The sequence below is a fragment of the Marinobacter sp. genome (genome assembly GCF_052091845.1).
Classification (GTDB): Bacteria; Pseudomonadota; Gammaproteobacteria; order Pseudomonadales; family Oleiphilaceae; genus Marinobacter.
The window spans coordinates 68,543-81,399 of record NZ_JBQDCO010000012.1; the positions used below are offsets into that span (position 1 = coordinate 68,543).

Below are 12,857 nucleotides of genomic sequence, written 5' to 3' on the forward strand. Positions count from 1 at the left end.
TGAATAACTGATGCAAACTGCAGGACACATGAACCCGGACTGGCTGCCACTTAAAACAACTCCATGGACACTCGGCCTGGCACTCCTGCTCATGTTTTTGCTTGTTGAAAACACGGCGTTGCCCCGGCGTATCGATTACTGGCTTCTGGACTCGCTTCTGCTTGCCAGCCCAGCTACTGCGTCGCCTGACATAGCGATTGTCGCTATAGATGACCTTAGCCTCGCTCAGCAAGGCCGCTGGCCCTGGCCACGGCGAACCCACGCCACTCTCATCAAAAAGCTGCACCAGGCTGGCGCAAAAACCATCGTATTCGACATACTGTTCACCGAACCATCTTCAGGTGATAGTGCGCTCAAACGCGCCATGCAGGCGCATGGCAAGGTTATCCTGCCACTACACTTATCGCCCTCAAGCCCTCGCAGTCTGCTCAGCGAACAACTGCCTTCAAGTGAATTGATCAATGCGGCAATGGGCCTCGGCCATGCTCACGTTGAGCTCGACCAGGATGGCATTGCCAGGGGTCTTTACCTGTTTAATGGCATGGGCCAACAGCTATGGCCAAGTCTTGCGCTTGCAGCTTCAAGCAGGTCCCCGAGGAAACCGGATACACCAGAACTGCCGTCATACGTCAATGTAAGGGACGACTACCGAATAGTTCCACTTACAGGGGGCGCAGGCACTCTGCCTACCTACTCTTATCATAATGTGCTTAACGGTCCTCCGGCACCCGATGTGTTCAATGGCAAAACAGTATTTGTTGGCGCCACGGCAGCCGGGCTTGGGGACACTTTACCAACCGCTTTCTCCGGCCTCAGCCAGCCAATGTCCGGCGTGGAATTCCACGCAAACACGCTTTCTGCATCGCAACAAGGGCTGCTCATCAGCCCTGCGCCTAAATGGATTAGCCTGGCGCTGGCCGCCATCACGCTGCTGGCCCTGGCCATTTTTTTACCACGCCTTCGCTCCGCCCGCACGCTAATCGCGTGCATGGCCACCGGTGCCCTCATTTTCAGTCTGTGTGCAGTATTGCTTGCAGTCTTTCGTGTGTGGCTTCCGGTCGCTCATGCACTGATGATTTCACTGCTCGCCTTCCCGATAGCCAGCGGCTTGCGCCTGACTACAGCCAGCCAATTTCTCAACCGGCAACTGGATGAGCTGATCCGCAGCCCCAGAGTGGCGCTACCAGAACCAGCAAAGCGCCCACCCAGGCAACTTCTTGAACACTTTCAGGAACTGTTTCAGCCAAAAGGCTGGTTATTAATGGAAGGCAACGATGTTCTCACCGCCCGGCATCTGGGCACCTCCGACGCTCCAGGCAACCTAGAACCAGGGCTATGGCAACATGAAGGAAACCATAGCTGGGTTAAGCTATACCGTGGCAGCACGCCCTATACACTAGGTCTCACCCTGCCCAACGACCTCAGCCGTGATGCCATACAACGCTATCTGCGCCGGCTGACGCTTTCCAGAGCTGCTTTCACGACAAAGAAACTCAGGCCAAGCGATAACATTTCGGCGCACATTGAGCGCGTTAAACTCGCCACAGAGCGCCTCAATCACGTTCAGGAGTTTATTCGCCGCAGTTTTGAGCGCATGCCGGACGGCATCATCGTAACCGATGAATTAGGCATCATCCGCTTTGCCAATGGCCATATTGAACAGTGGTTCGGAGAACCCATGCCCAGCCTGGGAGGGCTACCATTAACACGGCTTCTGGAAGGCCACGACCCACGGGAAACACCCCCCTGGCATGAAACCGTTTCTGAAACCCTTACCCTGCTGCAAAGCCGAACGGTGGACCTTAAAATCCAGGACAAGGATTTTCTTATTCACTTCGCACCCTTCGCCCTGCCAGACAGCGAACAATATGGCATCGTTGCCAACATCTCTGACATTTCCGAGTTGCGGGAGCAGCAGCGCCAGCACCGGGAGGCAATCGACTTTATCTCTCATGATGTTCGCTCACCGCTCGTGTCACAACTGGCATTAATCGAGCAATTAAAGCGAGACCCCACACACATTGGCAAAAGCCAACTGGCGCAGCTAGGGCGACTGGCAAGACGAAGCTACCATCTGGCAGAAGAATTTGTTCAACTGGCGCGCGCCGAACAGCTCACAGAAACCCGTTTTTACGAGTGCGAATTTCTAGCCATTGTTGAAAACGCCCGCGACAGCGTGAGTGAGCAAGCTCTGGAGAAGCGCATCTCCCTGCAACTACAAGGTACAGAAGACTTGTGGTTAAGAGGTAATGCAGAATTGCTTGAAAGAGCGGTGATCAACCTACTGACCAACGCGGTTCAGTACAGCACCGCTGGCTCGGCCGTGAACCTTCAGGTATTTCGTGCAGGGCATCAGGCTTGCCTGACCATTGCAGATGAAGGAGCTGGTATAGACCCCGAAGAGTTGCCCTATTTATTTGACCGTTACCGGCGCCAGAGAAGCAGTGAACTGGCAGGTAATCACGGTACGGGGCTGGGGCTTTCATTTGTGAAGACTGTAATAGAGAAACACCGGGGGGAGATTTATGTGATCTCCAGCCCCGGAGAAGGCTCATCGTTTACGCTTAAGCTTCCGATTGCTGACCCAATGGCATAAACAAAGACGTATTACGCTCTCAGGCCTGTTACAGCAATCTTCAGGATTTGATTTGTTTGTGAACTGAAGTTGAAGGAGCACTCATCAACCCATCAGTATCTTGAACCTGAATGGTAAAGTACCAAGTGCCCACACCAAGGTTACTCACCTTATGTGTCATATTGGCATTTTCTTGAGCGCCGTAAACGACAACCTTGCGATCCAGTTCATCAGCATTCTGGCCGTAATGGATAATATACTTGTCCAGCTCACCCATCTTGATCCCATCACCGTTTACGCGGCTATCAGGAGCGCTCCAGCTAAGAACAGCGGTTCTTTCTGCCCCGGGAAGAATCGGCTTAACAACCGCGCCGCTCATTTCTGGCTTGTCAACGACCATGCCAGTGGCTGAGCTTTCACCTACCGGATCAGAAGCGCCATCACATCCAGTGAGCAGGGCTCCAAAAGCAAACGCAGCTATCCATGCCTTTGACATTTTAATGACGCTATTCATATCTGACTCACACCAATTAACCGTCGAATTTCGTAAATTCTACAAAAAACGACTGTTAATCGATGTGAAATCCGTCATCAAAATGCTCAAAATATCGTCAATATTTTGTCGTAAAACTATGAAAAAATCACCAGACTCACGCGAGCCATTGATTATTCAAGAAATTTTTTACTCCGCAGTAAAAACACCTATTGGCTGGATACGCCCCAAGAATTACACGCCTGAACTTATGCAGGCTCTAACTCGCTTACCCCTAACGACTTGGTTTCATCTTGTGAGAATGAGATAAAGAAAACAGGGCAGCATCACCAAGCGGTTTGGACATCTAAATCCGCCAGCTCCCTAAACAAAAAGTGGCCGCCAGCCTAGATAGCCAACTGGGAGGTTATGAGTTAGGCACTATAGCCAGAGTTATTAAAGGTACCCGCCTGAGAACCATGTGTTCCTGCATCAGAGCCAGTTCTTCGTCTTCCATATGTTCAGCGATAGCGAGAAACTCACCGCTGGCTCGGGCTTTTAGCCTTCTCAGGGCGGCTGAATGCTTGCGGTAAGTCTTTGGCTGGTTAAACGGGGTGTGACAGCCGAACTCCTGCCATTTTTCGGGTACCAGTGTGCTGCCTTTGGCTTGGTCGAGAGCGAGGGCTTGTCCAGCCGGATCGAAATCATAGAACCAGGCCAGTTTTTGTGCGGGTTGGTTACGGCCGATTTCGGCCACGGATCGGGCATTTTCCCGGTGGCCACGGTATAGAATGACCGAATCTTGCCAGGATTCTGGCAACTGCAGATCTGCCCAGTAAGGCATTAAACCACCGTTTTCTGCACAAATCTGCTCCCATATCCGGTTACGCCGAACCTTCGATTTACCTGCCTTCAGCAAGCGTTCGATGGCAGCGATTTCAGCCGGCATGGTTGTGCCTCAGAGTCAGGTCAGACACCGTCACGTTATCTGGGTAAACCCGGTGTGCCGCTTGGTGATAAGTCACCTCAATGTGACGCTGATCACCGTCTGGCAAGGATTCAATTTCGGAAACAATGGCCTGCAGCCAGTCGCCTTTGTCGATGCCCAGGCCGGTACTGGCAAGTGCTTCTGATGCGAGGATGGTTCGCTCACCAAGGGCGCCGTCTACAACCAGCTGAATTAGTTCCTCAATGGCTTCTTCTACCGGGTCGTCTTCTTCGGCCTCGGTTTCACCTGCAATATCGAAGTTAACCGCACCCACACCATCCGGCACAGGATTTTCTTCAAACTCCACAGGTACCGTTCGGGCTTTTGCGGCAATCTCGATCAGCTCAAGGTCGTCGGCAGAATCGTAGATATCGCCAAAGCCGCGTATCTGAAACGGCGCTACAATATTGAGGCACTCGGGAACCCGGTCTAAATCCAGGTGATCAATAGTCGGCTCAAATCCGCGGTTATTAGCGAAGTGCGTTTCAAAAGCACCCACCAGCCGGCTCAGCCGTTGGTCTTCACGCATGCGTACCAGCATTTTTCGCAACTGGTTAAGGGCGTAGGAAAGGTTTTTTTGCGAAGACTCCAGGGTGGCCGGCAAGTGGCGCAGCAACAAGCGCTTCAGGAAGGCATCCGAGCCCGCCTGCTCAGCCAATTCCCGTATACGAAAGCTCTCAAATAAAGTGATCAGACGGCCTGCACGCTCAATCACCCGCTCGTTTTCCCGAATGCGAAGGTTCAAATCCGTAATGTAGGCGAAACCGGTGTTTATGTAAGTGGCGAATGCCTCTGTAGCATTGCGGATGTCCTCAATCACATCCGCAAGACACTCTTTTATTTCCCCTTCCAGCCGGTCAATGTCACTCAGCGCAGATTGCTTTTTCGCCTCTTTGTACTCCTGAAACAGCTCGCTTAACTGCTGCCACAGAATATGCACCTGGGCACTGGCGTATCGTCGCCTTTCCGATTCTGTTATGTGATCGAGAAACTGCACCAGTACCTTTTTCAGCTGCAGGTCTTCCGATTCACCAATGCGCCACACCAGCCGATGGTGTTCCAGGGTTTCAATCAACCCGAGATTGTCATCCGAATCCGGAATGCGGTTGCCGTTGCGCAGGTGCGCTTCCAGAATCGCCTCGCCGTATTTGGCCAGGGCGCGAAGTGTGCCGTGGGCATCTTGAGCGCGAGCCATTAGTGAAGCCTCATCTGCTCGGAATCCACATCCTCAGACACTTGAATGCCCTCGTGGGTCTGAATAAACGTCATGGCATCGTATAGCCAGCTCCAACGACCGGTGGCACGAAAAAGGCTGCCACTGGTGCCAATGGGTTTCAGGTAACCCATTTTCTCCAGGCTGGAGAGCACCGCGCGAATCTGGCCGGCGGAATCGGCACGCTTGGTATGAAACACCTTTTTCTCGGCCAGTGATCTGAGTTTTGATTCCAGCGCCGGGGCCGCTGCAATGCGATCCAGTATCGCGCCTTCAGAGAGCTTATCCCCGGGTAATACCGGCCGATCGTTTGCCTCCAGCATCATCACCAGCCGCAAAAACTGCACAAACGCCTCAAGATTGTTGGCAACATCCCGAAACTGATGACGAATCGCGTCTTTGGTGTCGGCATCGGAAATATCCAGATACGCACACACAAAAGCATCGTGGGCGCTGGTTTGGCGAAGCGTTCGGTTGATCTGTGCCAAAAAGCGATTCACCGCATCCTGATTGCCCGGCATAAGAAGGTAGTTGTAAAGCTCGTCGTCGCTGACTTCACAGATCACCCGCTCTTGCAGCAAGGCCGTCACGGTGCGCTCGAATAGTGGGCTACTCATGGCTTGGCACCTCCTCTGTGGCTGTGTGCTGATCGCCATGGCTTACATTTGCGAACATCTGTGTGTGCCTTCCTTCGTGCCCGGAAGACTCGTAGGTATGAACCCGGCCCTGCTTGAGTGAAATCTTGTTCTCGAAAAACTTGCGCAGACTTCTGTCCAGCTTGGGACATGCGGAGATCATGGTCAGGTTGTTCGCCTCCAACATATCCGCCAAGTGGGAGATGTTGTTGGGGCTAAGCGTGGCCAGCTCATCAATGGGCCAGGTAATGCGCGTGTTCAAATCCGGGCACAGGTAGCGTGTAAGCCCCATGAACACGGTCATAATCGCCAGATACGTCAGGCCGGTGGAACTGGCAGACAGAAAGTCTGCGTCTGTGCGAATCACCACTTGCCGGTCGTTTTCTTTCATTTCCAGGCGCATGTCGATCATCGACTCGACGCTCTCTTTTACCTTGGCATCACTGAGCGTGTCTGTTACCAGCTTGAAGCGCCTCAAAATCGAATCATTCGGCAATGAACGACGGTTCATGGGGATCCATGCCTGCCACTGGTCCACAAATTCCTTCAAAGGCTGCCAGGTTTCGTCTTCATAAATTCTGGGCTCAAGCACCACCTGAATATCACTGAGGCTTTCGATCTGCTGATCTGTGTTGATCTTTCGTTTCAACAAACTGGAGACAGCCTTCACCTCACGGGCCATCACCTCCAGGCTGTCGAAATACTTCACCAGGCTGCCGGCTTCCGAGACAAACTGATCAATCAGCGCATCCCGCAGCTGGGGAATGTCGGTATCCAGCAGTTCACGCAAGTCCGGAACCCGGGCCAACTTGAAGTTCTCTTCATAATCCAGCACCTCGCCGGTCATCTGGCCACGCCGGTGGGCAGACAGCTTTTGCCAGGCCTGCTGTATCTGGGTGTTGTCGTACCGGTTCAGAATAGATGTGGCCTGGTCGAAAGTGCCCACCACTTCTTTGCGCAGCTGTTCCAGCTTTTGATAAGCACCCTGAAGTTCCTGGGTGAGATCCGCGAGGTTGCCCGGAAACCCGTCGGTTAGCGTTCGCTCATTAAAGTGTTTGAGCACGCCGTCTGCAGCTTCCGTTTGCTCCCGTAGAGATTTGATGGCGCTTTGGTGCTCGGCAATAGAAGACTTCAGTTTGCCGTCTTGCTCCTTCCAGTCGCGCTCAGCCGCATCACGCTTGCGAACCGCAGCCTCGCGTTGCGCTTTGGCCTGGTTGGCCTGCTCCGTGAGCGCCTCAACTTTGCTCCACTCCTGTTCGCGCCACTTTCGGTAGCCGCGTACAAGGTCCTCAGACGCGACGACCCTTTCAACGGTTTCTTTGAGTTTGGTCAGGGCTTCCCGCGCCTGCTGAACCATTTTCGGATCAATGCCCTCTTCAGATAGACGCTGATCGTAGATCTCACGTTTTTGCTTCAGGCGTGCTTTGTGATCACGCTCTGCCGAGGCAATCAGCTCAGCTTGCTGATCTTTACTGGTTTGAAGCTCGGATTCCTGCTCCGCCCAGTGGCCTCGCATATCAAACACCTGCTGCTGAAAGCCGGATTCAATATCTCGAATACCCTCTCCGGTTTGCTCATCAAAGGCTTTAAGTCTGGTCTGAACCGCATCGAGCTCCCTGCTGATTTTTTCAGCCCGATCTGTCTGTGCATCCTTTACACGCCGGCGCACGTTGCCAAGCCTGGTTTGCGCATTGTCGCGGGCGCGCTCAAACAGCGAAAACTCTGTCTCTAACCGGCCCGCCGCTTCAGCGCGCTCTTTGTAGGTTTCGTGCCGGCGCTGGGCTTCGCGCTCGGTTTCAACCCGCTGTTTAATTGCGGCCTGGCGTTCGGTATCTATATTTCGGCTGCGCTCCTGCAATGCCTCTTCGGAGGCGGCGAAATCCGGTACTGGCAGGGCATCGAGTGCAAGCTGCCAACCCATAACCGCAGTGCTGCTTGCATCAAAATCACGGGTAGGCGTCAGATCCTTTCGATGCAGCAAAGCAGGGTTAACCACCTTGGCCAGGCAACTGCCCCACTCTGGGTCTTCCGCGCGCAGTTGCGACAGCCAGGTGCCGTCTTCCGGGATGATCTGCTTTTGCAATTCGTTAAAACTGTCTTCCAGCGTTTGCACGCTGGCATCCATGTATTGGACTTGTTCTTGGGCGGCTTTCCAGTCTCGGTCTGCCTGGTCGCGCTTACGGCCGGCTTCCAAACGGTTTTCGTGAGCCTGGGAGACTTGTTCGGAAGCCTCTTCGGAGGCCTGCTCTGCCATAGCAATCTCTTGCTGCTCCGCTTCCGTCTGGCCAGGGCTCTCTCTGAGCGCAGACAAACGGGCTTGTTCACTGGTTAGCTCCGACCGCTCCACAGACCGGGTATCTTTGTATTCAGCAACCGCCGTTATTTTGTCTGTTTTTATCGAGTTCAGCTTTAAATCATAGGCGTGCTTTGCGGAGGTAAGCGCATCGCTGGCCGCTTGCAATCGCTGCTGACGCTGGGCCTGGTGTTTCTCGTGCTCACGCTGAATGCTTTGCTTCTCAAGATCGTACTCGCCCTCAATGGCAGACGCCTTACCGGTCAGGCTATCGTAATCGGCTTGTGCGGTCGCCAGGCGCTGGCGGTAATCGGCCAGGTTATCAAAGCTCTGGGCCAAGCCTGGCAGGTTATCGGCTTCATACTGCTCGTTCTGTTGGTGCAGAGCCGCGACTTGCCCATCCAAAGTTTCAAAATCGGCGTTTTGATCGGTTACCTGCCGCGCCAACTGGTGATCTGCACCCTCAAATTCTGCTCGCTGCTCGGTTCTCTGGGCTTCCAGCCGCTCTTTACGCTGGCTCAGCTCGCCGGCTTTTTCCCGGGCTTCTTCAACCGTTGCCAGCAAGTTGGCGACGGTTTTATCGGTTTGCTCAAGTATCGCCCGGCGCTCGGCATCCTTTTTCAGGCACTCACGGATTTTTTCTTCCTCACCCGCAAACGCAGAAAGGCTCTGTATATCCGCGATTAAATCCTTGCGATCAATGGCCCGGGGCTTGGCGTGCTGGTGGATGTTCTCAAACTGGGTTTCGCAGATCATCGTCTTGAAACTGCTCAACAACCGGTGCTTGTTCAGCACTACATGGGTGAGCCGTTCAATGCTGGTCATCTGGGTGTCGCTATCACCCAAGCCAAATTCTGCGGCCAGTGCCCGCAGTGACCGGGCATCTGCCGGCAACCGCTTGAGCAGTTTTTGATTACGCTGAATGATGGCCCGGTAATTGGTGATGGTATCAACCATTTTTGAAACGGTAACGCCCAGCTTGCGCAACGCTGCAAACACATCGTCTGCACTGGCGCCGGCCTGAAGAAGCGCTTTCACCTCTGGCGAGAAAAAGGTTTCTTCCGCCGAACCGGCCACAAAACGGTAGCAGGGTTTGCCCTGGGCATGGCGATACATCACTGCGCAATGAAGGCCGGTGTGTCGACGGTATTCGAAAATGACGAGGCTTTGAAACGTGGGCAGGTAATAGTCCAGGAAGGACAGCTTGCCCGACGCTTTGGTCACAATCCGTTCCGGTTCCTCGCCAAAGAAGGCGGGAACCAGCGCAAGAACAGAGGTTTTGCCGGCGCCGTTCACACCGCCCAGGTGCGTTCGTTCACGGCAATCGATTTTAATGGTTCGCCCTTTCACTTGCTTGAAGGAGTGGTGCAGGACAATGCTTTCTAATCCGTAGTTTACAGTCTCGCCAGACAAACTGATTTCCCCGTTTTGGCAGATCATTGCGAAAATCGCCCAGTATACAGGGAATAGCGGCTGGGCGAAGCCACCCAAAACCCGACCATTCGAGCCACCTGCCCGAACAAGGCAAGTGCGTTAGTGTTTCAAATCATCAAGCTGAAGGCATTGAATTCCTGAATGAGAGCAACCCCTGCGGAATACTTGGCGGCTCGCGAAGAATTTACCAAGCACATTATCGATATTGAAGGGGAATGCCAGATAACGCTCTCAGTCTGATGCCAGCAAACTAGACAGTAAAGCGCGCAGGCGGTTCGGTTTAACTGGCTTATTCAGAACAGGCAGTCCTTGGGCTCGCATCATTTGTCGCATTTCCGAGCTGTGATCCGCGGTAATCAGGGCTGCGGGTATGCTGCACCCACACATCGCACGAATAGCATGAATTGCATCAGACCCGGTCTTGCCATAGTCCAGATGATAATCCGCCAATATGGCCATAGGCAGTTCCTCTGCCTGCTCTAGGTATGCAAGAGCCGCTTCCTCGCTTGAGGCAGGGACAACCAGGCAATCCCAGCGTTCAAGCAAGGATTGCATACTTTCCAGGACCGACAACTCGTTATCAATAACCATTATGTTTGCGCCTGCAAACCCATGCGCAAAACTTTGCACGACATCAACGCTGGGTTTAAGCGTGTACTGTTCGTTGCTTATATCCATCGGCAACAACAGCGCAAACCGCGACCCACGGCCAGGGCGTGAAACTACATCCATCTTGCACCCCAAAACCCGCACCATGCGCTCAACAATGGCCAGACCCAATCCGGCACCCTGTCTGCCCCCGGTTCCCTGGGGCAAAAGTTGATGAAACTCGGTGAAAATTTCATCCAGCTTACTCGTTTCAATGCCAACTCCTGTATCCCATACCTCAATACGCAACGCGTTGCGCCTTGCCCTTAAAGCCAACAAGATACGACCCTCAGAGGTATAGCGAAAGGCATTGCTAAGCAGATTTCTTATAATTCTAACCAGCATTCGCTGATCGGTTTTTATCATGGCGGGTATAGTTCGAATACGGAAGTCGAGCCTGGCATTCCCAGCAATCGCCTTGAATTCCTCACCAAGCCCTCTCACCAAAGCAGCCGCATCGGTGATTGTCCAATCTGGCACCATGGCTTTCTGATCCAGTTTTGAGATATCCAATAGGTCTGCCAGCAGATCTTCAGCCCCCTCCAATGCACGGTGAACCTGCTGAACCATACGGCTCTCCTCATCCGGTAGCCGGCTCTCCTGAAGCGCTGATATCATAAGACGGGCCGCGTTCATCGGCTGCAGCAGGTCGTGGCTCGCTGCAGCCAGGTATTTATCTTTACTGCGGTTCGCATCTTGGGCGGCCTGTACAGCAACTACCAGCCCTCGTTCGGCTTTTTCACGCTCTTCAATCTGATAATGCAAGCCAGAGTTAGCTTGTTGCAAAGCTGCAGTGCGCTCATCAACCCTGCGCTCAAGATCGGCGTTCAGTTGTACGAGTTTTTCACGAGCCTGAACTCTCTCGGTAATATCCGCTACAAAAGCCTCTACCACCTCTGGCCCCAGATCCGGTCGCCGCAAGAGCGTGATTGCCACATGAACCGGCGTTGAGTCTGCCCGCCTTAAGCGAGCCTCCCGGGCACTCAGGCTGCCGCGATCAAGCAATTCCTGGCGAAGATCGTCAAATTCGCTGGCACTGCAAAATAGCTGTTCCCGCAGGCGAATCACCCGCTGCTTAAGCTCCTCTGAGCTGGCGTAGCCACAAATGTTGGCCATGGCGGGATTACAAGCCAGAAAACCGGCCCTTAAGTTACCCTGAAAGACACCATGTAAAGCGTTCTCAAATAACCATTTATAGCGGTTTCGTTCCTGCTCAAGCTCTTCTATGCGGTCTTGAAGCGCCGGGTAATAATTCTTTCTGACTGAGTGGCTACCAAAACCCAGCAAATCGCCAATGCCGTAGTCATTGACCTGCTCGTCAGAGGGCCTCTTCATATACAACCTGAACGTCCCTCAGCGATGACTTGCGGGGATTGGTGAGAATACAAGGGTCTTGAAGCGCAAATCCGGATAAAGAGGGTATATCAGACATACTCACACCCAGATTTGCCAGATTGTCTTCCAACCCGACTTTTCGTTTCAGTTGAACGATGCGGGCCATAAGGCGCTTCTGTATTTCAGGCTTGCTCATTCCTCGGGTATCAATATCCATCGCTTCCGCAACCTTCTGAAACCGAGTCTCCGCAGAGCGGAAGTTGTAGGCCACCACATGCTCCAGAAGCAGCGCGTTACAAAGGCCGTGAGGTAAATCCAGAAACCCGCCCAGGCTGTGGGCCATTGCATGAACAGCGCCCAAAATAGCGTTAGAGAAGGCCAACCCCGCCTGCATGGAGGCCAGCATAATCTGTTCCCGAAGAAACGGATCAGCGGTATTGTCTACCAATGGCTCAAGGTTACGATTGATCAACCGAATAGCTTCGAGTGCATGGGTGTCGGTCAATGGCCCGCTACCCGTGGACACAAACGCCTCAACTGCATGCACAAGTGCGTCCACACCTGTGCAAGCTGTGAGATAGGCGCTCATGGTTTCAGTTACTTCCGGATCAATCAGTGACACATCCGGCACAACGGCTTTGCTTATGATGGAGAATTTAAACCGGCGATTCGGATCAGAAATAATGGCAAATTGAGACACATCAGCCGAGGTGCCAGCCGTTGTTGGGATCAGTATTAACGGTGGTGGCGGATTAATGATCGTGTCCACGCCTTCAAAGTCGAGAATATGACGGCCATTACTGGCAATAATGCCAATACCTTTTGCACAATCCATTGGGCTGCCACCGCCGATGGCAACAATCACATCGCACTCGGAAGACTTATAAAGCTCTGCACCAGCCATTACTTCGTCGACACGGGGGTTGGCAGATACACCGGTAAAAATCGTGACGCGTAAACTTGAGGCCGTCAATAAGTCAACGATTTCACTAACCCAACCTACCTCAGAGACACCAGGGTCTGACACCAGAAATATATGCTTTGCTCCAAGGTTGTTCGCAAAGTTTGCGACTGATTTACGAGCTCCGGCGCCGAACACGATCTCTGGCGACACAAACTTTCTCAGTACAGATATGTCATGGCTCATGAGAATACGCTCAACATTACGCTTTTTTATTGGAATACCTGAGAGCTTAACTCAAGTGCTCTGTGAAGTGGACCCCAAATTTTGGACAGGTGCCTAAGCTCTGATTCATCATCTCCA

8 protein-coding genes are annotated in these 12,857 nt (G+C 53.1%); 1 reads left to right on the forward strand and 7 read right to left on the reverse strand.

Features of this window, described 5'->3' with window-relative positions; all coding sequences use genetic code 11:
* Window positions 1-10 precede the first annotated feature (10 nt).
* A complete protein-coding gene (locus tag ACTHYN_RS06015) occupies window positions 11-2,596 on the forward strand; it encodes a CHASE2 domain-containing protein (protein WP_441811565.1) in 2,586 nt (861 codons plus the stop codon).
* Between the two features lie 40 nt (window positions 2,597-2,636).
* Here ACTHYN_RS06015 and ACTHYN_RS06020 read toward each other — a convergent pair whose 3' ends face one another.
* The 7 genes from ACTHYN_RS06020 to ercA form a co-directional block, all read right to left on the reverse strand.
* Window positions 2,637-3,089 (reverse strand): fibronectin type III domain-containing protein, encoded by a 453-nt coding sequence (locus ACTHYN_RS06020; protein WP_441811566.1) that lies wholly within the window; start codon window positions 3,087-3,089, stop codon window positions 2,637-2,639.
* A gap of 385 nt (window positions 3,090-3,474) precedes the next feature.
* Window positions 3,475-3,996 (reverse strand): DUF7281 domain-containing protein, encoded by a 522-nt coding sequence (locus ACTHYN_RS06025; RefSeq protein ID WP_441811567.1) that lies wholly within the window; start codon window positions 3,994-3,996, stop codon window positions 3,475-3,477.
* Window positions 3,986-5,230 carry a hypothetical protein gene (locus ACTHYN_RS06030; protein WP_441811568.1) on the reverse strand — a complete coding sequence of 415 codons (1,245 nt, stop codon included), beginning with the start codon at window positions 5,228-5,230 and terminating at the stop codon, window positions 3,986-3,988. Before ACTHYN_RS06030 ends, ACTHYN_RS06025 begins: the two co-directional genes overlap by 11 nt.
* Window positions 5,230-5,865 carry a condensin complex protein MksE gene (locus tag ACTHYN_RS06035; protein ID WP_441811569.1) on the reverse strand — a complete coding sequence of 212 codons (636 nt, stop codon included), beginning with the start codon at window positions 5,863-5,865 and terminating at the stop codon, window positions 5,230-5,232. The genes ACTHYN_RS06030 and ACTHYN_RS06035 overlap by 1 nt, the downstream gene beginning before the upstream one ends.
* Entirely contained in the window at window positions 5,858-9,589 is a 3,732-nt protein-coding gene (locus ACTHYN_RS06040; RefSeq protein ID WP_441811570.1) for an ATP-binding protein, read from the reverse strand. The genes ACTHYN_RS06035 and ACTHYN_RS06040 overlap by 8 nt, the downstream gene beginning before the upstream one ends.
* Before the next feature lie 252 nt (window positions 9,590-9,841).
* A complete protein-coding gene (locus tag ACTHYN_RS06045) occupies window positions 9,842-11,593 on the reverse strand; it encodes a NahK/ErcS family hybrid sensor histidine kinase/response regulator (RefSeq protein WP_441811571.1) in 1,752 nt (583 codons plus the stop codon).
* Window positions 11,577-12,740, reverse strand: a complete 1,164-nt coding sequence (gene ercA, locus ACTHYN_RS06050; protein ID WP_441811572.1) for an alcohol dehydrogenase-like regulatory protein ErcA — start codon at window positions 12,738-12,740, stop codon at window positions 11,577-11,579. Before ercA ends, ACTHYN_RS06045 begins: the two co-directional genes overlap by 17 nt.
* Between the last annotated feature and the right edge of the window lie 117 nt (window positions 12,741-12,857).